This is a genomic window from Rhizobium sp. rho-13.1, from assembly GCF_007000305.1.
In the GTDB taxonomy this organism is placed as follows: domain Bacteria; phylum Pseudomonadota; class Alphaproteobacteria; order Rhizobiales; family Rhizobiaceae; genus Rhizobium; species Rhizobium rhododendri.
On sequence record NZ_SCFL01000006.1, the window covers coordinates 177,837 to 200,653 of the forward strand.

The 22,817-nt window shown below is 55.9% G+C and carries 20 protein-coding genes and 3 pseudogenes; 13 read left to right on the forward strand and 10 right to left on the reverse strand.

Going from position 1 to position 22,817, the window contains the following annotated elements; all coding sequences use genetic code 11:
- Positions 1-87: 87 nt before the first annotated feature.
- Positions 88-1,884: a methyl-accepting chemotaxis protein gene (locus tag EQW76_RS17110; protein ID WP_142831078.1), complete on the reverse strand. Its 1,797-nt coding sequence runs from the start codon at positions 1,882-1,884 to the stop codon at positions 88-90.
- A gap of 772 nt (positions 1,885-2,656) precedes the next feature.
- On the opposite strand from EQW76_RS17110, the gene EQW76_RS17115 reads away from it, so the two are divergent.
- Positions 2,657-3,052 carry a cupin domain-containing protein gene (locus EQW76_RS17115; RefSeq protein ID WP_142831077.1) on the forward strand — a complete coding sequence of 132 codons (396 nt, stop codon included), beginning with the start codon at positions 2,657-2,659 and terminating at the stop codon, positions 3,050-3,052.
- A 314-nt stretch (positions 3,053-3,366) separates the two neighbouring features.
- On the opposite strand, the gene groL is transcribed toward EQW76_RS17115, so the two are convergent.
- Entirely contained in the window at positions 3,367-4,995 is a 1,629-nt protein-coding gene (groL, locus tag EQW76_RS17120; RefSeq protein WP_142831076.1) for a chaperonin GroEL, read from the reverse strand.
- A gap of 68 nt (positions 4,996-5,063) precedes the next feature.
- On the reverse strand, positions 5,064-5,360 hold the full coding sequence (groES, locus tag EQW76_RS17125) for a co-chaperone GroES (RefSeq protein WP_142831075.1): 297 nt from the start codon (positions 5,358-5,360) through the stop codon (positions 5,064-5,066).
- 570 nt (positions 5,361-5,930) lie between these two features.
- Between groES and EQW76_RS17130 the strand changes: the two genes are divergently transcribed.
- A complete protein-coding gene (locus tag EQW76_RS17130) occupies positions 5,931-6,218 on the forward strand; it encodes a helix-turn-helix domain-containing protein (protein WP_142831074.1) in 288 nt (95 codons plus the stop codon).
- Between the two features lie 763 nt (positions 6,219-6,981).
- Here EQW76_RS17130 and EQW76_RS17135 read toward each other — a convergent pair.
- Entirely contained in the window at positions 6,982-7,488 is a 507-nt protein-coding gene (locus EQW76_RS17135; protein WP_142831073.1) for a DUF427 domain-containing protein, read from the reverse strand.
- 559 nt (positions 7,489-8,047) lie between these two features.
- Here EQW76_RS17135 and EQW76_RS17140 point away from each other — a divergent pair.
- A complete protein-coding gene (locus EQW76_RS17140) occupies positions 8,048-8,773 on the forward strand; it encodes a Crp/Fnr family transcriptional regulator (protein ID WP_142831072.1) in 726 nt (241 codons plus the stop codon).
- Positions 8,774-8,839: 66 nt separating this feature from the next.
- On the opposite strand, the gene EQW76_RS17145 is transcribed toward EQW76_RS17140, so the two are convergent.
- Entirely contained in the window at positions 8,840-9,100 is a 261-nt protein-coding gene (locus EQW76_RS17145; protein WP_142831071.1) for a hypothetical protein, read from the reverse strand.
- A 169-nt stretch (positions 9,101-9,269) separates the two neighbouring features.
- On the opposite strand from EQW76_RS17145, the pseudogene EQW76_RS17150 reads away from it, so the two are divergent.
- Together EQW76_RS17150 and EQW76_RS17155 are read left to right on the forward strand one after the other, a co-directional pair.
- Positions 9,270-9,704 (forward strand): annotated as a pseudogene (locus EQW76_RS17150) (ABC transporter permease subunit); the annotation flags it as partial.
- A gap of 17 nt (positions 9,705-9,721) precedes the next feature.
- Positions 9,722-10,414, forward strand: a complete 693-nt coding sequence (locus EQW76_RS17155) for an ABC transporter permease subunit (RefSeq protein WP_142831070.1) — start codon at positions 9,722-9,724, stop codon at positions 10,412-10,414.
- 48 nt (positions 10,415-10,462) lie between these two features.
- Here EQW76_RS17155 and EQW76_RS29805 read toward each other — a convergent pair.
- Positions 10,463-10,588 (reverse strand): annotated as a pseudogene (locus EQW76_RS29805) (IS6 family transposase); the annotation flags it as partial.
- Positions 10,589-10,993: 405 nt separating this feature from the next.
- Here EQW76_RS29805 and EQW76_RS17165 point away from each other — a divergent pair.
- Both EQW76_RS17165 and EQW76_RS17170 read left to right on the forward strand, forming a co-directional pair.
- On the forward strand, positions 10,994-11,380 hold the full coding sequence (locus EQW76_RS17165) for a hypothetical protein (protein WP_142831069.1): 387 nt from the start codon (positions 10,994-10,996) through the stop codon (positions 11,378-11,380).
- 164 nt (positions 11,381-11,544) lie between these two features.
- Complete coding sequence (locus EQW76_RS17170; RefSeq protein WP_142831068.1) at positions 11,545-12,909, forward strand: PAS domain-containing protein; 1,365 nt, start codon at positions 11,545-11,547, stop codon at positions 12,907-12,909.
- A 667-nt stretch (positions 12,910-13,576) separates the two neighbouring features.
- On the opposite strand, the gene EQW76_RS17175 is transcribed toward EQW76_RS17170, so the two are convergent.
- Positions 13,577-15,997: a methyl-accepting chemotaxis protein gene (locus EQW76_RS17175; RefSeq protein WP_143122995.1), complete on the reverse strand. Its 2,421-nt coding sequence runs from the start codon at positions 15,995-15,997 to the stop codon at positions 13,577-13,579.
- A gap of 582 nt (positions 15,998-16,579) precedes the next feature.
- Positions 16,580-17,629 carry a PAS domain-containing protein gene (locus tag EQW76_RS17180; RefSeq protein ID WP_143122996.1) on the reverse strand — a complete coding sequence of 350 codons (1,050 nt, stop codon included), beginning with the start codon at positions 17,627-17,629 and terminating at the stop codon, positions 16,580-16,582.
- 305 nt (positions 17,630-17,934) lie between these two features.
- Here EQW76_RS17180 and EQW76_RS30240 point away from each other — a divergent pair, with 305 nt between their 5' ends.
- A complete protein-coding gene (locus EQW76_RS30240) occupies positions 17,935-18,099 on the forward strand; it encodes a hypothetical protein (protein WP_341798991.1) in 165 nt (54 codons plus the stop codon).
- Positions 18,096-18,638 (forward strand): SOS response-associated peptidase family protein, encoded by a 543-nt coding sequence (locus EQW76_RS17185; protein WP_341798992.1) that lies wholly within the window; start codon positions 18,096-18,098, stop codon positions 18,636-18,638. The genes EQW76_RS30240 and EQW76_RS17185 overlap by 4 nt, the downstream gene beginning before the upstream one ends.
- 45 nt (positions 18,639-18,683) lie before the next feature.
- On the opposite strand, the gene EQW76_RS17190 is transcribed toward EQW76_RS17185, so the two are convergent.
- Positions 18,684-19,295, reverse strand: a complete 612-nt coding sequence (locus EQW76_RS17190) for a prolyl oligopeptidase family serine peptidase (protein ID WP_142831065.1) — start codon at positions 19,293-19,295, stop codon at positions 18,684-18,686.
- A gap of 20 nt (positions 19,296-19,315) precedes the next feature.
- Positions 19,316-19,425, reverse strand: a pseudogene (locus tag EQW76_RS30245) (endonuclease/exonuclease/phosphatase family protein); the annotation flags it as partial.
- 379 nt (positions 19,426-19,804) lie between these two features.
- On the opposite strand from EQW76_RS30245, the gene EQW76_RS17200 reads away from it, so the two are divergent.
- The 4 genes from EQW76_RS17200 to EQW76_RS17215 all read left to right on the forward strand — a co-directional run bounded on the left by EQW76_RS17200 (position 19,805) and on the right by EQW76_RS17215 (position 22,685).
- The gene (locus EQW76_RS17200) at positions 19,805-20,710 is read left to right on the forward strand and encodes a Ku protein (protein ID WP_142831064.1); all 906 of its coding nucleotides are present in this window, start codon (positions 19,805-19,807) and stop codon (positions 20,708-20,710) included.
- A 12-nt stretch (positions 20,711-20,722) separates the two neighbouring features.
- Positions 20,723-21,541, forward strand: coding sequence for a Ku protein (locus EQW76_RS17205; protein ID WP_142831063.1), 819 nt, complete (start codon positions 20,723-20,725; stop codon positions 21,539-21,541).
- 17 nt (positions 21,542-21,558) lie between these two features.
- Positions 21,559-21,915: a hypothetical protein gene (locus EQW76_RS17210; RefSeq protein ID WP_143122997.1), complete on the forward strand. Its 357-nt coding sequence runs from the start codon at positions 21,559-21,561 to the stop codon at positions 21,913-21,915.
- 272 nt (positions 21,916-22,187) lie between these two features.
- Positions 22,188-22,685: a DUF892 family protein gene (locus tag EQW76_RS17215; RefSeq protein WP_142831061.1), complete on the forward strand. Its 498-nt coding sequence runs from the start codon at positions 22,188-22,190 to the stop codon at positions 22,683-22,685.
- The last annotated feature ends 132 nt before the right edge of the window (positions 22,686-22,817 follow it).

Here is a 22,817-nt window from a genome sequence, read left to right on the forward strand (position 1 = left end):
TAGCTCACGTGTGTAAGCTCCCGGCTATGTTGTTCGCTTGAGCAAATTAAGTTTAAAGATCGGATTTCTGCCAGCCTGCCCGAGGAGTCAGAATTCCTCCCAACTACGATCTGAATTAAGCGCAGAATTTCCAGAAAAGGCCTTTGCAATTTTGACTGTCATCTGGCGCGCAGGCGATATTGCTGGTCGCGATATCTGTGTTGCCGCTGCGAGTGGCGGACGGTGGCTCTTAGCAGCGGTACCGATATTGAACTGCCCCAAAAGGTCGAATAGTTGTTCAGCCTCCCTTGCGAGGCTGTGCGCCGCGGCTGTCGTCTGTTCGACCATTGCTGCATTCTGCTGCGTTCCCTGGTCCATAGTGTTGACCGCAATATTGATTTCCTTCAGGCCCGTTGCTTGTTCTTTTGAGCTTTCCACAATGGCTTTGACATTTCCATCAACCTGGACAACCTGAGTTACGATCTCTCGCAAGGCATTGCCAGTATCAGCCACCAGGCCGACGCCATTCTTGACGTGCGCGTCCGACGTCCTAATCAGGTCTTTTATTTCCTTGGCAGCTTTAGCTGAGCGTTGAGCTAGCTCGCGTACTTCTTGGGCAACAACAGCAAAGCCCTTGCCAGCATCGCCAGCGCGCGCGGCCTCGACACCTGCGTTTAGAGCCAGCAAGTTTGTCTGGAACGCGATCTCGTCAATAACAACGATGATATTGGCAATCTCACCCGCCGATTTCTCTATCTTCCCCATCGCGTCGACAGCCTGATTGACAACGTTTCCAGAAATTTCAGCATGTTCTTTAGTCCGGCGTACAAGATTGCCTGCTTCCTGAGCTCGATGGCTTGAGTCCGCTACGGTGGTGGTAATCTCCTCCAAGGCAGCGGCTGTCTGTTCAACCGAAGCCGCCTGCTGTTCAGTCCGCCTGGACAGATCATTGGAGGCGGACTGGATCTGCTGCGACGCTGCAGCAATTGCCCCGGCGTTTTCCAAAATTGTTTGAAGTGTCGTGCGGAGCTTAGATGACGTCTCGTTGAAGTCGCTCCGTAGTTTCTCCAATGTAGGAATAAAAGGTGATGGGATTTCCTGCGTAAGGTCTCCGGCAGACATGGCTTGCAGGGCACCCGCCAATTGCTCGACGTTATTTACGCGCTCTGAGACGTCTGATGCAAATTTGACTACTTTGAAAACTCTGCCGTTCATATCAAAGATCGGATTATACGACGCTTGGATATAGACGCGCCGTCCTCCCTTTCCGATGCGCAGGAATTCATCTGAGACGAACTCGCCTGCTGCCAATTTCGACCAGAAATGGCGATAGTCGTCGCTGTTGGTGTAACTGGGTTCGCAAAACATTGAGTGGTGCTTGCCCTGCACTTCCGCCAGTTTATAGCCGAGGGTTTTCAAGAAATTCTCGTTCGCCGTTAGAATGTCACCGCTGGGCGTGAACTCTATGACCGCTTGCGCCCTAGAGATCGCATCGAGCTTACCTTTATCTTCCGTGGCTCTGAGCTTCTGCTCAGTGACATCCGTCGCAAACTTCACGACCTTATATGGCTTTCCGCGCCTGAAGACCGGATTGTAGGAAGCCTCAATCCAGATCTCTCGACCACCTTTAGAGATGCGCTTGTATTGGCGGCGATCAAATTCTCCTCTTGCGAGCCTCGTCCAGAACTCCTTGTATTCTTGGGTACTGACCTCTGTGGGATCGACGAAGATGCAGTGATGCTTTCCGACAATCTCCGACAACTGATATCCTAGGACCTGACAGAAATTCTCGTTGGCCGTGATGATCGTACCGTCGAGTTTGAATTCGATGATTGCTAGACACTTGCTCAGTGCATGGAGCACAGCTGTCGCTTCAGTACTGCCGGCGAAAAGGTTCAATTTCATCACGAGCTCCAATGTTGACGGGTCCAGTTGGCTCCATCGCATGCGAAATGCATTCTCTGCCTGAATGCGGCCGCGCACATTGTCTGTGTTCCACGTGCGCCTTCTCTACCAATTATGATGAAGTCGACAGTATAAAGTTTCCTTAATTCGATTGTATAAGTAGAAATCTAATATCAATATTCACACTATGTATATTTATATGCGTATTTTGTCTATTTTTGTCTGTTTGAACAGGTGATTACCGCGGTCAACCACTGATGATTATGCATCCGAGCTGGTTCGCATTGTGGGGTTCGACTGCCGGTGCTGAGGCGCTGTAAGTTAACCGAGTGTGGAATTCCTACGTCACCCCGAAGGAGCGGCAGGAGCCGTGTCGCCAAGACCATTGGAACGCGTTGATGCGAACCGCCCACCGGCGAGGTTGACGGGCTTTGGGTGGCCATATTCCCTTTCAAGTCGCTGTCCAAGCTCTAGGCGGGTGGCAATCATACGTCCGGTCGTGGCTGCCTACTTTCACCAGCGCCCTTGAAGTTCGACCAGGCCGTAGTGTTCACGGATTGTCGCCCGGTTTGAACCCCGTCGAAAACATCTGGCAGTTCATGCGCAATAACTGGCTGTCCAACCGTAGCAGTGTTCGTCCGCGCCATTTATCGGTTTTCCTTATGACTGCATGCGGTTTTTACCACCTATACGCACAGTCCGAAATCCAATAAATTGGCACTCATCAAATAATGCTGCCGTAACGGCATAGATAAAATTGGAAGAAGGAAAGATGGAAATCAAGAGGAACGGTTCGGATGCCTCCATTAAAGGCCCCTCCGAATGGTTTACGGGGACCGTTCGCATCGACGCTCCGTTTTACGGCACAGGCGATGCGCGGGTTGGTGGAGTGACAGTCACATTCGAAGCCGGCGCCCGCACTGCATGGCATGCCCATCCGCTGGGCCAGACCCTTATCGTCGTCAGCGGCGTCGGCCTTGTTCAGCGCCAGGGTGGCCCCATCAAAAATATCCGGGCGGGCGACATCGTCTGGTTTCCGCCTGGCGAAAAGCATTGGCATGGCGCAACGGCAAGCAATGCGATGACGCACATCGCTATCGCCGAAGCCCTAGACGGCAAGGTGGTCGATTGGATGGATCATGGCACGGACCAGCAGTACGCCGGATGAGCGTATGCCCCCAGACGAAATTGTATTTCTGATCTGGCGGCCCTAGGCAAAAACCCTTATCGCATCGCCGGGCTCAATGTTAAATTATGGAACGCACCATTATGACATCCGAATTGATCTGGGTTCGCCCGGTTGCGGGTTTAAACCTTCTGAGCATTTCGAAGGGGCACTCAGTCCAATCTCACTTCTCCCGTTTCAACAGGCTTGGCTATTCAGTGTCGTCTCACACATCGCCCTGTATCGCTCAAAATAAAGGGAGAGAGCATGTCTCCATGTCTCTCCCTTGTGGTCCCACTATCTAACCGATCGAATGATCACATCATTCCGCCCATGTCTGGCATTCCGCCGCCGCCAGCCAAGTCCTTCTTCGGCACTTCGGCAATCATGGCTTCGGTGGTGATCAGCAGCGAGGCAACCGAGGCTGCGTTCTGCAGAGCCGTACGGACAACCTTGACCGGGTCGACGATACCCATGGCGATCATGTCGCCATATTCGCCGGTCTGGGCGTTGTAGCCGTAGTTGTCGGTGTTGCTTTCGAGGATCTTGCCGACGATGATCGAGCCTTCGTCACCAGCATTTTCTGCGATCTGGCGAACCAGCGACTGCAGAGCCTTGCGGATGATGTTGATGCCGGCCGTCTGGTCGTCGTTGGCGCCCTTGATGTTGAGGACGACAGATGCGCGCAGAAGTGCCGTACCGCCGCCGGGGACGATGCCTTCCTGTACGGCAGCGCGCGTTGCGTTCAGCGCGTCGTCGATACGGTCCTTCTTTTCCTTGACTTCAACTTCGGTCGCACCGCCAACGCGGATGACGGCAACGCCGCCAGCGAGCTTGGCAAGACGTTCCTGCAGCTTTTCGCGGTCGTAATCAGACGTGGTTTCTTCGATCTGGGCCTTGATCTGCGCGACGCGGCCTTCGATGTCGGACTTCTGGCCCGAACCGTCGACGATCGTCGTGTTTTCCTTGGTGATCGAGATCTTCTTGGCGCGGCCGAGCATTTCGAGCGTAACCGACTCGAGCTTGATGCCGATATCTTCGGAGATCACAGTGCCGCCCGTCAGGATGGCGATGTCTTCGAGCATTGCCTTGCGGCGATCGCCGAAGCCAGGAGCCTTGACAGCAGCAATCTTCAGGCCGCCGCGCAGCTTGTTGACGACGAGCGTTGCAAGAGCTTCGCCTTCGACATCTTCAGAGATGATGAGGAGCGGCTTGCCGGTCTGGACGACAGCTTCGAGAACCGGCAGCATTGCCTGCAGGTTGGAGAGCTTCTTCTCATGAAGGAGAATGTAAGCGTCTTCCAGTTCGGCAACCATCTTTTCTGGATTGGTCACGAAGTAAGGCGAGAGGTAGCCGCGGTCGAACTGCATGCCTTCGACGACTTCGAGTTCGGTTTCGGCAGTCTTTGCTTCTTCAACTGTGATGACGCCTTCATTGCCGACCTTCTGCATCGCTTCAGCGATGTACTGGCCGATTTCCTTTTCGCCGTTGGCAGAGATCGTGCCGACCTGGGCCACTTCGTCCGAAGTGCTGATCTTCTTGGCCTTGGAGACGATGTCCTTGACGACTTCGGCAACGGCAAGATCGATGCCGCGCTTCAGGTCCATCGGGTTCATGCCGGCAGCAACAGCCTTGCCGCCTTCGCGGACGATGGCCTGGGCCAGAACGGTTGCAGTCGTGGTGCCGTCACCGGCGATGTCGTTGGTCTTCGAAGCAACTTCGCGGACCATCTGGGCGCCCATGTTTTCGAACTTGTCTTCGAGTTCGATTTCCTTGGCAACCGTTACGCCATCCTTAGTAATGCGCGGTGAACCATAGGATTTGTCGATGATGACGTTGCGGCCCTTAGGACCAAGCGTGACCTTTACTGCGTCAGCGAGGATGTCGACGCCGCGCAGGAGCTTTTCGCGTGCGTCGCGACCGAATTTGATTTGTTTAGCAGCCATAGGAAGAAACTCCGAGCGTATCGCTCAATGGTCTTTAAAAAAGAAATGAAAAAAGAAAGCGGCTCAGATCAGCCGATGACGCCCATGATATCGGCTTCCTTCATGACGAGAAGGTCCTCGCCGTTGAGCTTGACTTCGGTGCCGGACCACTTGCCAAACAGAATGCGGTCGCCGGACTTGACGTCGAGCGCAATGAGCATGCCCTTATCGTCGCGCGTGCCGCTGCCGACAGCGACGATTTCGCCTTCCTGCGGCTTTTCCTTGGCAGTGTCCGGAATGATGATGCCGCCCTTGGTTTTGGCTTCAGCCTCAACACGGCGCACAACGACGCGGTCGTGCAGCGGACGAAAATTCGTATCAGCCATTTTTGGATTCCTTCACCGGGATCGTCGCCAAATGGCTGCCCCTTGAAAAGGGCGTAGCACTCTCTGACCGGGAGTGCCAGCGATCATTCTCACTGCGCGGAAGGTTAGCTGCTGCGCAGACGTCTCGTATCCCGCATGACAGCTTCAAAGTCTCCATGACCGGGAAACGTTGCTTTGACCAGAAGTTCAGCGGCGACTATGCCTCCATAAACGCGGCAACTTAGGAACATCGATAGCGCATCCTCACTAGTCGCCAGCATTGTTATGGAGGCGAATGAGCAACTTTACGCTGCGATGCCCGCTACGCCGGAACAGCGTTCGACCTGTCCGGCGCTATAGACCGCTGCGCCCAAGACCCAAGCTTTCGCCGAGAAAGGTGCCTCGACTGGCTATCGGTAGCAACTCCTGCCCCCGTTTGGTATGCTGTAACGTCGGCTGTCTTCTTGCGACGTTACGTTTGCGGACGGACCAGAGAAAGCTTCTAATCCCTCGCTAAGCGCGTAGCCCCAACGACCAAATTACTTTGCGGCTTGGATAATCAACTTCGCGACGACGTCGAAGTGAGACAGCATGACCACATGTCTCGACCATAATCTGTCTCTCGGCGTGCTGGCCGATCAAGCAGGCATGAGCCTTCGGTCTTTTTCGCGGCGCTATCAAAAATGTACCGGCCGCACCCCGGCGCAGAGTATCGAGACGTTCCGCGTCGAGAGCGCGCGCCGGCTTCTGGAGGATGGTGCGAGCGTGATGCGAGCCGCGACGCGGTGCGGCTTCGGCTCGACCGAGACCATGAGACGTGCCTTTCTGCGGAACGTCGGCGTTGGCCCTAACGCGTACCGAAACGGATTTCATGGGTAAACAAGCCCATCAAAGATGAAGGGCCACCTTAGATCAGCGAAACGCCAAAGCGCACAACTGCCCTTTCGGAAGGAGGGATCGTTGGAAGCTTGCTAAAATGCTGGAGCGAAGCGCTTTCACATATTGCGGCACCGAAGACTGGTAATCTGCGCGGAAGGTTGTCCGCTGAAACATGGCCTATTGAGTGGTCTTGACCAGATTCGGACAAGTGGCCTGCGAAGCCAGGAACATGCGCAACGGGAGTTGAATCCTCAGCTATGCAGCATTCTACGGAAAAACGATGGAAGGCTGCCCAGATGATAGATGCTAGCTTTCCTCTGGTTCTTGTTTGGCGTCGGACCGGTGCGATCGCTCGACGAGACTTGACTAAGCCTTACTACACAGTGACCGGTGCGCTGCATCTGGGCCAGAAATTCATCACTGACTTCGCCCCTTGTGATGGTCTTTAACTGCGTCCAGCTGCTCTCTTCCGTGCAGGGCATCGCGTATCCCTCACGAAGAAACATCGTAAGGTCGGGAGCTTCATCGGTCTTGTAGATACAAACCCTCATGTTCGTAGACCTTCGACACGGAAAGACAACATATTGCGCCGCACTGTTGGAAATGACAACGCCCTTTTACTGGCGGCCACATATGCGCTTCAATTCCAAGGGACTGCCTTTCAATCCCGATTGTGATAGAAGCTGCCCGACAGAGCATACAAGGTCTCGGCCCGAAATGAGTGGGTAGCAAAATCCATATTCTTGACGAAATCTGAACTCATTTACCAGCGCTCGGTCCCAGGGGGGCCTTTAAACGGGCCGGCCACGGCTGAAGTGATCCATCCGCCGTAGAACATCCCGGCCTGTGGCACGACGGCCTCGCCATCCACCAGGCATAGGTCCATGGGTCGCGGATAAAAGGCAATAAAATCCTTGATCAAGGCAAAGGATGTCGTGGGATGCGGATAGGCCCAAGCCGCGTTCCGGCTTATTCTGTCGCCAGAAACGATATCAAAATAGCGTGCCTGTCCTTTCCACTCGCAGATCGACCTGCTGCTGCTTTCGCGAAGCAACGAGAGATCGACGTCCGCGGCCGGAAAATAATAGGTTGGCGGATGACTTGTTTCAATTGTGCGCACGGCGGCAGTGGTCTCTGCAAGAACGTGGCCGTTGTAAATGATTTTCAGGTGATTGCGCGCCGGCTGGGCGATGCTTGGCCTTGGGAAAGACCAGACACTCTCCTGCCCGGGCAGGCATGGGTCGGGAACGGGGTGCGCAAGCTGGGCCATGATTTCCTCCAGTCAGAGCGAACATGCAACAGCGCCGATTATTTGCAAGGCCTGAACGGTTGCGCGGGGCAACATGGGTGAATCTTGCAGCCGACAATATTGCGGCGAACACGCGTATATCGCTTCACACACAGTTGCGCGGACATATGGTGTAAGTGCGCAGATTTGCTGCACTTTGACTTGCGCGGCGGTTTCCGAACAGCCTCGCCCGCGCCCGCAAAAGATTGGCCATCTCGTAGGTGATGCTCGGCTCGTTCGTGATAAAATAGAGTAAATGCTAAGCGGCTGGCCGGGACTAGCCTTGCGTGGTCTTGAAGTCAAAGCTTCCGATCTCAACGGCTGCGGAGGTTTGGGGATCACTCTCAAATGGAAATTGAAGCCACCTCTGATATTAGCGGATCTCCCAATCGATGGAGTAAACGAAAACCTGCGATTTGCGAAAATCGGATCGCTATTGGCGGTGAGAAGATGCATATGGCGGCACCCCTATTGCGATTACCGCTGTCGCGCTGACGCAATTAGAGGCTGAGGGAAGTTTGTTCCCTGCGGAAGGTCCTCCATGTCCGATTTCGCCCAAGATGCAATGACAAACCGTCTCCTGAAGATGATGCCTGCCGAGGGCTTCGAGCGCATTCGGCCGCATCTCAAGACGGTCGGTCTCGCTTTTCGAGATATAATTGTGCGGCCAAACACGGAGACCACACATGTCCACTTTTTGGAAAGTGGCATCGCTTCCATTGTAACGACCGCAGATCTTGAACATGAGGGCATCGGGGTCGGGCATATTGGCTGGGAGGGCATGACGGCGGCGCACGTCATTCTGGGTTCATTTCATACGCCAAATGGCGCGCTCATGCTGGCGGGCGGAACAGCGCTTCAAATGGACGCAAGTAAATTCCTTCGATCATTGGAGGATGTGCCGAGCCTTCATTGGTTCCTCCTGCGGTATGTTCAGTACTGCAAAATTCAAATCGCCCAGTCGGCCTTGGCACACGGCCGCTATTCCGTCAGAGAGCGTCTGGCCCGGTGGCTTCTGATGTACCACGATCGCACCGATGGCGATAATCTCGTGCTGACACACGAATTTCTCGCGATGATGCTCGGGGTACGCCGCACCGGCGTAACCGAGGCAATTCAAATCCTGGAGGGTGATCGCTTGATAAAAGCGACACGAGGGCACCTACGTATTCTCGATCGGGAAAGAATCCTTAAAATCGCAGGTGGCTGCTACGGCGTGCCAGAGCGTGAGTATGAGCATTTGATGGTGACGAGCCGATACGTCTAGCCAACCCGAGGCGGTTCAACGCGCATTTTCCGCAGCTCCCAACACAACGACTAAATTTCCTTAGCCTTAAATGCTAATTACCTCGGGCGAGATTAGGTTCGCGAGAATGTCCCGGCTCGAAACCTCTCGAACCAAAACGCCGGCGGCGTCGCAGATACGGATACCCACAAGATCAAACTCTTTGCTCATTTTGAAGCTTTCGACGAAAAACTCCAGGATAGCTACCTCAGCCTCTATCACCGCATCATCAGGCTTTCCAAACTCTGTGCCTTCATCGTCGAAAAGCTCGCTGTCGACACGATGGAGGTCGAAAAAATATCTGGGCAATCTGCGGCCTCCTTCCGTTGTTTTTGAAGGAAACGAGTAAGGGGCAAAAGTGTTTCGCGTCCAACTCCGCCCGCTGCGCAGAGCTGGACAAATTGAACCCAGCTACTTGTGAAGAACGCTGCGGCTGAGACAGGCAGGTTCTCCGTCAGTCCATAAGGCCACGTTTGTTGCTATGGTCGCTCTAAGCCTTTACCACGGCGGTTATCTTTCGGAGGTCCTGCGTCCGGCATATCTGGCTGTCGACCGCGGCCAGCATGATGCAGCCGACAGTCTCGGCTACAGCTTCCTGCAAAAGCTCTCACGGGTCGTCGGGCCGCAGGCGATGCACATAGCCCTCCCCGGCTACGGTAACTCCATCATCTACCTCATCCACAACGTTGCGCTCGTTATGTACATCGGGGCAGCCGACGTGATGGCAACGGCGCATCTGGTCATGGAACGTGACTACAACCAGTACCAGTTCGAGACCTACCTTGTGCTGGCGGTAATCTATTCGACGCTCTGCCTGGCGGCCTGGCTGATCGTACGCTCCTTCGAGAAGCGAAACGCCAAGTTTACGCCCAATTCCGCGCCGCTCAAAGCCACACTGATGCCAAGCGTCTGATCGAAGAGAGGGTCCACATGTTCGATTCCGAAGTCCTGCTGCCTGATCTCTACGACATCCTTGGCGCCGTTCCCGTAACACTTGCCATGGCGCTTGTGATTTTCCTGTGCTCAACGATCATCGGCGGGCTGTTTGCGATGATCGAATATCGACGGATCCCGGTACTGCGCGAAATCGTCGTCGCCTATAAGATTGCCTTTAAAGGCGTCCCGATGGTGATCGTGATCTTCCTTGCATACTATGGCCTCCCACCAGCCTCCCGGATTTTGGCGTCTTTGGTAGGTCAGAATTACAATGGCCATGCTACGCCGAACTGGGTCACGCTGGTCGTCGCACTGACTGCTTGCGTTGCAGCGTTCCAGGCCGAGGTCGTGAAGGGTGCGTTGAATTCATTCGACACCGGCCAGGCTGATGCCGCTTATTCCTTGGGCTACAGCAAGACCCAGGTGTTTCGGCGGGTCATGTTTCCGCAGGTGATCGTTGCAGCAATTCCGGATCTTGCCAATTCGATCATGGTCATCATGAAGGCGCTGTCCCTCGGCTTCGCTATCGAGGTTGTCGATATCTTCGCGCAGTCCCAGCTGACGGCCGCTTTGAATTTCTACTACCTCGAAGCGTTCCTGATCGCCGTGGTCGTCTATATGGTCGTTGCGTACATCGTTACCTTTGCAGCAGACAGGATGGAACGGGCTCTTCGTCTTTGGGCGTGATCTGAGCCGGGTCTTACAACCCCTGAACGTGGGCCTCTGGGACCGGCGCACTGTTTGATTCGAGACGATGATCCCACGCGCCGCCATCAGGTCTTCAACCATGCCCAGACTGAGCGGAAGCCGGAGATACAGCCGGACTGCGCGGGCAACCGCCTTATCTGGAAATCGGTGGCGAAGGTCCGGCCCTGAAGGAGGAGACGCGCTGACGCCTTAGAGCCGCAGAGGTCATCACGAAGGATTTGGGGATGGAAGCTGCAAGGGCAGCTTCCAATTCTTCGATCCCTCTGCGGGCGCTCGGCGGCACGTGCGGGTATTCTACTTTCGGCCGGCATCAAATGTTCAAGACGCGCGAACCGTGCTCGCCATGCACGGGCTGGACCGGCAGCATAGGACTTCCGAGATAACCTGTGCCAGTTGGCTGTTGACCGGAATGCCGGTAAGTGTGAACCAGCACGAGCTTCCCGACTGGCGAAGACTGCACAAAATGGTCAGCGACACCGTAAAAATGCTGCCAATGATTAAGCCAACGTTGCACTGACGTGGATAGATATTTTCAAGCATGACAGAGAGCATGACATCATGAGCGAAACAACCGAATGGCCCGATCCAGCCGACAAAGCTCACGCGGTAGAGCAAGCAATGCGCCTTCGCGATCAAGCGGCAGCTGGAGGCTTGATATTTGAGGCTTACCTCCCGCCCGATCTCGCGGTGTGGCTCCTCGACCGGATAGAACGAGGAGCCTTCGTGGATCCTTCCGAGGCTACCTTCGTCCTTCTGGGCGAAGCGCGTGATCTGGAACCCCATGTCGATCTGCGCAACGAGCTGCTGAAACGTGTCATCCAGGCGGCGATCGACGATCCTCGACCAGGCATTCCAGTCGAAGACGTCATGGAAAGCCTTCGCAAGAAGTTCGAAAACCCTTTACCGGAACCGGCCAAATGGGAAAGGCGGTCCGGCACTGCGTGAAGATGCACACTTAAGCCAGGCTTGGCGCTCGTGGCCGTATTCAAGAGTGCGCCGCGTCCGCCACCAAGCGAGAAAAAGCTGAGGTGTCATTTGCGCGTATCCAAAATCCGCCATCATATGGTTGCTTCTTTTCAACGCTGAGAGAAATTATGCAGGACTTCACGATGAGCGCCATCTCCGCTCAAGACATTGTCGACACTCTACGAGATGGCCTACTGGTCCTCGACAGCGATCTCACGGTCGTTTCAGCCAATCGCGCGTTCTATGCGATGTTTAAGGTGAGCGAACCGGACACGGTTGGTCGCAAGCTTTACGATCTGGGAAATGGACAATGGAATATCGATGCATTGAAGCGTCTGCTTGAGGAAGTTCTCCCCACAGAAAACTCCGTCGAAGGGTTCGAGGTCGACCACGTATTTACCGGCATCGGACGCAAGGTGATGCTCCTGAATGCTCAGAAGCTGGTTCGTTCTGGAGATAGCTCCCATTTTCTGCTGCTGGCAATCGATGACGTGACAGAGGCGCGGGTCAGTCACATCGAGGCAGAGCGAAACTGGCGCATCGCCCAAAATATCGTTGATACGATCCGGGACCCATTGGTCATCCTCGAGCCCGATATGTCCGTGGTGACAGCAAGCCGCTCTTTCCTCGCTCTTTTCAATGCCACCGCAAGCCAAGTTGTCGGGAGAAAGCTCGAAGCTCTCGGTCAGGGACAGTGGGATACCTTTGCCCTGCGCAAATTATTGGAGCGAGTGGTTCCTCACCAAGAAGTAATGGACGGCTTCCTACTCGAGGACGATTTTCCCGGAATTGGTCGCCGTATCTTCAAAGTGAACGCCCGCAAGGTATATCGTCCAGGCAATCATATGACACGGTTGCTGGTCGTGTTCGAAGACGCGACGGACGAGGTCCTGCTTGACCGTCACAGAGATATGTTGGCAGCCGAGCTGGCGCACCGGATCAAAAATAGTCTTCAGATCATTTCCGCGTTCGTTGCCTTTGAACTGAAGCGGGCAGGCGAACCCTGTGTTCTAGGTTACCAGGCAATGCAGGCACGAATTTCAGCGGTCGCTCAGCTCTACGATGTAATCGCCCAATCGAGCAGGCTTGGGCCGGTGCCGATGCCTTCCTACCTTGAGGGTATAAGTGCAAGTGTCCAATCCAGCCTGTTGGGACAATCATCCGACATTACCGTAACATCGGCGGCAGAGCCCCTCAGCATTCTACCTGACCACGCTGTCGCCATTGGGTTGATTGCAAATGAACTCGCGACGAATGCAATAAAGCATGCTTTCCCCAAAGGTAGGGGCGAAATTAATCTCGGTTTTCACAGGAGAGACGGCGAAGTCACGCTCACCGTCAGCGATAATGGATCTGGCCTTGCGTCGAAGGTTGAAGGTTCTGGTCTCGGCTCCCGGTTCGTTGAAGCCTTTGTAAAACAGCTTGGCGGTACGTTGGCGACCGCCAGTAGCCCGAAGGGGACGACTTTCACTGTTCGGTTACCGACCTCAATATTGGCTGCTGCTTAACCCCACTTGTCGACGATCCTCGACCAGCAGTCGGACCTGAAAAGGTCTTGGAATACTTTGCAAGAAATTCGAAAACTCTTTACCAGAGCCCTCAAATTGCGAAGGGAGGTCCGGGCGCTACCGCCCCACGCATTGAAAGTGGCCGGCCCTCCGGCAGGCGGATCCTAAGAGACGACACGGCCAGGGAATGGAGGAAAGTCGCCTTATCTTGTCGTTTTTATCCGGGTCATGCGGATCGGAATGGAAGGATTGATATCCAGTGACTCCGTGACTTCCTCAATGATGGGAAGAACCGTCTCGACCGTAACGGCGGCCCCACCGCTGACACCGTCACATATGCTCTTCCACAGGACAATATCCTTTTAATTTTATCGGCGGTCAGGATCTGGATCTTCCGACCACTCGACGCCGAGGATGTCTTGACCGCTCGACCCGGAACACCGGGTTCGGACTGCCCCGCGACCACAGGGAAGACATCCAACCCTTTTGATGTGTTGATGAACACGACGCGTAGACATTCCGATTCACAGCTGATCCTCGCCGATATGTTTCAGCATTTCCTTCACCTTGGGATGAGCACAGCGCGCCACCCTTATAGAAAATGCGGGGCTGCTGCTTGGTGCGGGCGGACACCGCTGAGCAAACGAGATGCCCAGCGGCAGTGATCTCAGAACTCCTTCCAGGACTGTTCCGCAGACGCGCCGAACGCATTGGCAATCTTGCGTCCGAGCACTTTTGCGGGCGACGCTACCGGGCGTGGGTTGTTCGAAGCCAGCCGCACCGGTTGATGAATCAGCCCATGACCACCAAGATTGAACTGCGAGATCAGCTTGTTCAGAGCGTCGGCTTCGCTGGCCAGACTGTGACTGGCAGCCGTGGACTCCTCGACCATGGCGGCGTTCTGCTGCGTGCCCTGGTCAATCGTGTTGACGGCCGTGTTGATCTCCTGAATACCGACCGACTGCTCGCGCGCCGATTCCACGATGGCACTGACGTGACTGTTGATCTTCTGAACCTCGCCGACCATGATTTCCAAGGATTTCCCCGTTTCCCCAACGAGGGTGACACCGGTACGCACCTGCTCTCCGGATGTGATGATGAGCGCTTTGATCTCCTTGGCGGCAGCGGCAGAGCGCTGTGCAAGCTCCCGCACTTCCTGGGCGACGACCGCAAAGCCCTTGCCGGCATCTCCAGCGCGCGCGGCTTCCACGCCCGCATTCAGCGCGAGCAGATTGGTCTGGAAGGCGATTTCATCAATGACGCTAATGATATTGCTGATCTCGCCGGAGGATTTCTCGATCTGATGCATGGCATGCACCGCGTTGCGCACGACTTCCCCGGCCTTCTCCGCACCAATTCTGGTGCGCGAGACAAGAACGCCTGCCTCTTCCGCCCTCTTCGTGGAATCACGCATCGTCGTCGTGATCTGTTCCAGGGCAGCCGCTGTTTCCTCGACGGAGGCCGCCTGTTGCTCGGTCCGCTTTGCCAGGTCATCTGCGGCGGATCGAATTTCATTCGCACCACCGTCGATGCCGCGAGCATTCTCCATGACTGCCTGTAGCGCCTCATGCAGTTTGGTCAGCGAGTTATTGAAGTCGAGACGCAACGTGTCGAGATGGGCGGCGAAGGGTGTCGAAATCCGATAGGCGACGTCGCCGTCAGCCAGCCGCTGGAGCCCGGCTGCCAAGGAATCGACGACGAACTGCGATTCCGCCGCTTCACGTGCCTTTTCCGCTTCACGTTCCAGGCGCTCCCGTTCGCTCATCGAGCGATTGGCCAGTGCTTCTTCTTCCATTGCTGTTTTTTGTATCGCGTTTTCTCGGAAGACAGAGACGGCGGCAGCCATTGCACCGATTTCGTCGACCCGGTTGAGGCCGGGGACTTCGATGGAGACATCGCTCTGCGCCAATCGGCCCATGGCGGTCGTCATTTGCTTGATGGGAGACGCGATGCTGCGGGCCACGAACCACATCGCCGCGATGCCGCCGGCTGCAATGATGAAGCCGACGATAATCTGGAACAGCGTGTCGGCATGGTTACGGTCTGCCAGCGATGATGTGAGGGCCTTGGCCTGCGCCATTGCTACCGATCTCGGGACTTGAATAATAATGGACCATGGCGTTTTCGTCCGGCCGATGACGATGGGTGACAGAGCCGTAAACGTCTCGGCATTTCCCTCGACGGTATCGCGGCCGGCTTGTATCGATGGGAGTTGCGACATGGCCGCTGAGCTTATTTGGTCAAACGGGCGGCCAATTGCATCCGGATGATCACTGGATGCGACGACAAGGCCCTTGTAGCTGACAATGTCGACAGCGGCTTTGCCGTCGTAGATCGATGCCTTTACATTTTCCGCAAGCTTCTGGACGAAGGTGAGATCGAAATCGGCTCCGGCAACACCGACGAACTTGCCGTCGATGGTCATGGGAACCGACATCGTCGCCAGATAGACGTTCTTGCCCTGAACGACATAGGGCAATGGGTCCAGGACGCTTTCGTCACCGCCGCCTTTCGGGCCAAGATACCATCCACCTTTCATGACGCCGTTGGGGTGAAGCGCTGTGCTGTCGTATTCGACAAGGGGTTGGACAGCCAATTTGCCATCGGCGCTCCGTGTCCAGTAAGGCAGGAATCGCCCGGTCGCATCCGATCCGACATCCTGCTTGTTGCGAAAGAGTTGATCCTGCCCATCAAGTGCATTGGGCTCCCAGGCGCTGTATGTGCCGTTGAAGCGTGGATTGTCCTTCAGCACGTTGAGAAGGATGGCATTGAATTCAGCGCGGCGTTTGCCAACCGGCGTCGCTGCTCCATTGTCGTTGCTCGCCGATATCTCGAACATCCGGGCCATGTTACGCGCCGAGTCGAATGCCATGTCGAGCGGCGACTTGATCAACGCGGCCTGCGCAAGAGCTAATGTCTTGAGATGGTTCTTGGTGCTGTCTTCCGTCAGTGTATCGACGTGTTCACCGACGAATGCCTTACTGTTGGCGGCCGATATGATGCTATACCCTACCAATGCGCCGCTTGCCGCAACGACGCAGACGCCCGCGAGCAGGGCAATTTTAAGCTGGATTGATCGTATGCGCACAGTCCGTCGCTCCTCTGTCTTGGCGCATTGTGCGCCTGGGAGTTTGAGCGTGGCCCGCGAAGGTTAATTGTCTCAGTATTGAATAAAACTGTATTTGTCCGCTGTCGCAAATATGCGACTAAAATTCTGCTTTAAACTACAATGCCTGCTTTAAAATGTCTTTTTTTGAAAATTCGGACGAATGTATTTGATTTAAATCAATATCGAACGGCATAGTATACTTGCCAACGCTCACGCAAGGGCTCCTTCGCCTGTGAGTTCCTTGGGCTTTCGCCGCAAAAAGGAGAGATTGGTGAACTTTGGCGCAGGCAGTTCCATTTCAAGACCGAATGCTGTCCTGCTTGTCGGAGCGAGATCTCGCACTCGTCATCGAATAGGCTGAACCGTCTGACTCATCTCAGACAAGCGCTGGAGATTGCCCGTCAGAAAAACGAACGTCTTTTTTAGGATCTGAATTGGGTTTCGTCGTGACAGGCATCCGTTGCAGTGTCGAGTTCTACACCATTTGGTGCTACGAGATAAGCGGCTGATGTTCAATCCGCCCAATCGCAAACCCTCCAAATAAGATCGCAGCCCGACCACTCACCCCACAATCGGCGCGGTACCGAGCGGTCGCTCACTGGGCAGACGGATTACCAGCGACAGGCCCTCAGTCCTCCAGTCGCGGCTGATGCTTCCTCGAAGCTGCTTTTCCACCAAAGCATCAATTAAGGCTGTGCCAAATCCAGCAGCTCTGGTGGCGGCAGGAACGACGGGTCCTCTCTCCCGCCAATCAATTTCAAGACCACCTGGCTCAACCTTTCTCCAGTGAACTTCCACATTGCCAGCTTCGTTGGCTAGCGCGCCGTGGCTGGTCGCATTTGCCACCAGTTCGTGGAGAACAAGCGCAAGGGGCTGCGCATCAGTCGCTTCAACACCGATGCCGGGTCCCTCAAGCTGGACCGCATGCGGTCCGAATGCCGTGAACTGCTGACGAACAATTTCTTCAAGTGAAATGGAATCCCATCCCTTCTCGGCGAGCAGGGTGTGGACGTCCGCCAACGCTTGAATGCGATCACGGACCGCGCTTGCATAACGACTTGGGTCGGTCGCCTTGCTCAGGCGAACAATGCTATTGACGACAGCGAGAACATTTTTCGCGCGGTGATCCACCTCTCTGAGCAGACGCCGCTCAGAGGCCTCCAGGCCAGCCACTCGACGCAACTCAGTGACATCCATCTGGGAAGCGAAGAAGTATGCGATCTCGCCTTCGTCATTGCGGATCGGGCTAATGTGAAGCTCGTTCCAAAATTCGCTGCCGTCTTTTCGGTAATTCAACAGATTCGCTGCAACCTCGACGCCCGACCGGATGGACGCGCCTATAGTAGAGGTAGCGCTTTTGGATGTCGCTGGACCCTGGAGAAAACGGCAGTCCCTGCCGACGACTTCAGACAAGGCGTAACCCGTGAGCTCGAGGAAAGCCTTATTGGCGAATAATATCGGGTTTTGCCCCTGGCCAGCATCGGCCATCACCATGGGTGTCCGCGAGCGCTCGAACGCGATCGTGTAGAGTTCTCTTTGGTCAGCGCTCGGCGACAATGCACTCAAGCTGGAGACGTTTATGTCGCCTGCGGGCTTCTCGTCGTTGGTCAATATGACACCATTTTTATTGTGACTACCTCAGCTCAACGTGACAGCTGCCATTTGTTTCCTTCGCTCTGCCTTTCGCGGCGCCTCTCTTAGAAAGACCATGGGTCGCACAACTCTTCTCGCCGTCCGAGGACCCACTTTGGATTCCAGAGAATAGACGGCGGTCCGGGTCATAGTCCGGCCGACCTCAGAAGCTCTGCATTTACGGCTGCATCAATTGGGGTCGAGCCGCCGGCTGGAGGCCGAGGCGTCGCGCTTGATCAATGGCCGTCCGGAGCTATCTCCGAAGGGAACGGGAGAATGGCGCGATGTGTAACCTCTACAACCTTACCACCAACCAGGCGGCCATCCGCGACCTCATCTCGATTACCCACTTCCGTGCGGGCAACCTCGAGCCGTCGCTACACATACACCCGACCGTCCTGGCCCAATCGTCCGCCTCGACGCCAGTGGCGAGCGCGAGCTGGCCATGAGCACATGGGGCATGCCGACGCCGGAGATCCATCGTGAGGACAAACCCGACAGAGGCGTGACCAATATTCGCAAGACATGGATACCGCATTGGCAGCAGTGGCTGGGCATAGGCAACCGCTGCCTGGTTCCGGCGACGGCGTTCTCAGAATATGAACAGGTTGCCGATCCGACCACGGGCAAGAAGCCGCTGCGCTGGTTCGTCGTCAACGAGGATCAACCCGTCTTTGCGTTAGCTGGCATTCACACGCGATGGAAGGGTGCCAGAGGGCCGATCAAGGCGCCCCGGCACGGCGAGCATGACATCTACGCATTCCTGACGACCAGACCGAATGCGCTCGTTAAGCCGATACATCCGAAGGCAATGCCAGTCATGCTGACGACGCGAGAAGAGTGCGAACTCTGGCTGACCGCGCCGTGGTGGGAGGCGAAGAAGCTCCAGCGGCCCCTCCCCGAGGAAAGCATGATGGTCTTGCCGCCGTACACAGCCGTGGGAGGCCTTGGAGGACTGCCACCTAAGACAGCAGACCTGTTCGCTTGAAAATGAAGACAGGAGATAAGACGAGCTGGGACGCGGTCGATGGTCCTAAGCGAGCTGCTTCCTGAGGAAGGCAAGGGCTATCTCCGCACCCTCAGGGGTTATCGTGTGGCCAACCCCTGGCAGAACTTCAAGTTCCACGTCGAAGCCAGCAGTCCGCAACTGCCCGGCGGCCGCCTTCGAGGCCTGGACTGGTATGCTGGAATCGTCTTGTCCGTGGATCAGAAGGATAGGCATACGATTCGACATCACCGCCGGACGAAGTGGTAGTAACCCCGCAAAGGACACGAGCGCTCCGATCTGCCACCTGCCGGAGGCCACCGCGTCTAGGGCCATAAGGGACCCCTGCGAGACGCTTACGAACGCGACGCGGTCAAGCGCGCGTTCGAAGCCTTCGCGTGTTACCACTTCCGAGATCAGCTCGTCGAAAGCCTCACGGACGAAATCGACATGATCCGGGCGCAACTCCTGACCATCCACTCGAAACCACTGATGTCCACCCTGTGCCCCAGGAAAGGGAGCGTCGGGAGCGGCGAACCGCGTATTCGGCAATGTCCGTCGCCACGGGCCCGCAATGGGCATAATGGAGGAACCGCTTCCACCCATCCCATGCAGGAGGATGACGAGCCGCTGCTGGGATGACGCTAATGAGACGCTCATCTTCTACGTCAGCCTATCGACGCCTTGGGGTCCTGCAGGCAAACGACATCGGGCGACGTCGTCTCCAGCCATCGAGGAGAACGTCGGGTCGACCGTTGACGCCGTTCACGTTGTAAGTCGCGATCTTCACTTGCTGACTTTATGGTCACCTTAGTCTCCCTTTCCGAGTTGGGCGTCCCGCTTTTCCTTGTGCCACCCGTCTGCACACAATGACTGGCCGACGCCGAGGGCTTTCCTTGAACCGACGGCCTTTATCGCAGCAGACGTTTCGCTTGTCGGCTTCGGCTTTGATCAAATCGCGCTTTGAGCATGAGGGACTCCACTGTGGTTGTAGTCGAGGCAAACGCACGTCGAGCCGAAAAGATGCATTGGATTCATGGGTCTAAGTTGTGGACGTCAAATTCTTCGCTGGACATGCTGCAAATCGCTGAAATTGATTCGTTTTGACGCGGAACGAATCATCCCGGATTCGATTGACTCGCGGAAGTTGTGAGTTGGAGTATCGCGTCATGGCAGCACCTAGAGCCAACTGGAAGGGCTTTCTCAAATTCGGCGAAGTCGCTTGCGGGGTGGCGCTTTATACCGCCGCCTCTGCTTCCGACCGGATCGCCTTCAATACGTTGAACAGGAAGACGGGCAACCGCGTTCGGCGCGAGTTCATCGACAGCGAGACTGGCCAAACCGTAGAGCGCGACGACCAGGTCAAAGGCTACGAAATCGATAACGGCCAGTACATAGTGCTTGAGCCCGAGGAAGTGGCCGCTGCTGTCCACGAGAGCGACAAGACGCTGAAGATTACCTCGTTCATCCCGTGCCAGGAGATCGACGACGTCTATTTCGACAAGCCTTACTATCTCGCCCCCGACAAGATGGGAGCGGACGCGTTCGTCCTGCTGCGCGACGGCATGAAAGAGGCCAAGGTCGCCGCAATCGCGCAGACTGTCCTCTTCCGCCGGATGCGCACAGTCCTTATCCGCGCGCACGGCAAAGGACTGATCGCGACCACGCTGAACTTCGATTACGAAGTACGCTCATCAAAGGAAGCCTTCGAGGACATGCCTGAGCTGGAGATTAAGGGAGAGATGCTGGAGTTAGCCTCCCACATCATCGGCACCAAAAAGGGAACGTTTGACGTCAGCGAAGCTGACGATCGCTACGAGAGCGCGCTCGCCGAACTCGTAAAGGCCAAGATGGAGGGCCGCACGCTACCGAAACCGAAAGTGGTCAAGGTATCTGAGCCGACCGATCTCCTCCAAGCGCTGCGAGAGAGCGCTGGTATGCTGGCAGCCGCCGGGAACGCGCCGAAGCGGACCGCCGCGAACGGCAATGCCGGCACCAAGCGCCCAAAGACGGCTACCCGTGCCACCGCACCGAAAGCCAAAGCTGCTTCCGCCTCACAACGTCGCGCCGGCTGATAGGGGACCGCCATGGCATCGATACATCCTTACTGGAAAGGCTATCTCAAGCTCAGCCTGGTCACCTGCCCCGTGCAGATGATGCCCGCGACGACCGAGAGTGAGAAGGTTAAGTTCCATACCCTGTCGAGGACAACCCAGAACCGGGTCGTCAGCCACTATGTCGACGCAGTCACGGGCAAGGAAGTAGCCGATGGCGACGAGGTGAAGGGATACGAGCGCGGCGAGAACGAATACGTCATGCTCGAGGAAGACGAACTCGACGCCGTCGCCCTTGAGAGCACCAAGACAATCGACATCAAGGTTTTTGCGCAGCGAGACACGATCCAGTGGGTGTGGCTGGAGACGCCCTACTACCTTTCGGTGGAAGACCCGGTCGGCCAGGAAGCTTTCTCGGTGATTAGGGACGCCATGGCGGCGCAAAAGATGGTTGGAATTTCAAAGCTGGTGATCTCTCGCAGGGAGAGGATGGTCATGCTCGAGCCCCGTGGCAAGGGCATCGTGCTTTGGACTCTACGCTACGGAGACGAAATCCGTGACGAAGACCTCTATTTCGTGAGCGTCGGGGAAGAGGTCGCCGATCCCGAGATGATGCCTCTCGTCCAGCAATTTATCAAGCAGCAGACCAGACCATGGGACCCGAAGATGGTCGTCGATCCTGTGCAGGGCAAACTTTTGGAGTTGATCGCGCTCAAGAAGAAGGCGTTGAAAAAGACCGTGAAGGCGAAGCCTGCTGTGGCGACCCCTGCCCCTTCCGGCAATGTTATCAACATCATGGACGCCCTGAGAAACAGCATCAAGGCCAACGCCGATAGCGGCCGCCGCGCCTAACGTAAAGGAGAAGCGAGATGACCCTGGAATTGAGCCACCAACCGATCGTCGTCGGCGAGAACGGTCATCTTCTCGCGACCGATGGCGAGCTTTTCTGGGTTGTCGTCGTAACACGTGAAGCTCTGGAGGCGGTAACCCACCAGTTCGATGCGACAGTCGAGAACCTGACAAGCCACGCCGGACTGTATCTCGCCATTGCTGAACAACACCTTGCTCGCAAAGACTTTTCACACAATCGGATTTGGGTGCAGGAAGAAGATGTCGACCTGGGGTTGGTTTCGGAACCCATTCGCCAGGCATCGGGACGTGTGGCTCGCAATCTCGCTTCGGGATCACGCCACCTTTTGCCCCAATTTACCGCCAATCCGGTTTGATCATCTCGGTACGAACTGGCTGGCATATGAGTGATGGCATCCGCCTTTCTTGTTCACGCCTGAGAAAAATGGTTCGAGGTTCCGCTCAGTGCGGAACATCCCACTCTCCCGCAAGTTCAAATATCACGGACCTGTGATTGCGATCACAACGTCCGGCATAGTCGCCACCAGATCATCGAGAACAGTATCATATTTGCCCGTTCCAATCGCACCTCTCAGCCGCCCGGCGACCCCGCAGCGGCGAGGCAACCCCATGTACCAGGAGCCCGACCATGGCCAAAGCAGCAAAGACCCTAGACGTTCTGTTTCACGACACACTGAAGGACGTGTATTTCGCCGAGAACAAGATCGTCGAGACCCTCCCCAAGATGCATGACGCCGCCAAAAGCAAACAGCTCAAGGACGCTTTCACCAAACACCTCGCTGAAACCAAAATTCACGTCGAGCGCCTTGAAGAAGTCTTCAAGATTATCGGCAAGAAGCCGGAGCAAAAGACATGCGATGCGATGATGGGCATCACCGAGGAAGGTGCTGAGATCATGGAAGAATACGAAGGCTCCCCGGCACTCGATGCAGGCTTGCTCGCCGCGGCGCAGGCTGTCGAACATTATGAAATGTCGCGTTACGGCACGCTGCGCACCTGGGCGCTTGAACTCGGTATGAAGGACGCGGCGAAATTGCTTCAGACGACGCTCGATGAGGAGCAGGCGACAGACATCGCTCTGACCTCGATCGCGACTAAGGTCGTGAATCAGAACGCCGAAGCCTGACTTTTGTAGGCCGGGGATCAACTGCCACGGCTGATTTTGGCGGATTGGAAAGAATGCGGATAGCTGCGTATTGGACGGCCATCATACAGCCAAGCAAACATAGAACTATCCCGGGTCGCGGAAATCTCCGCG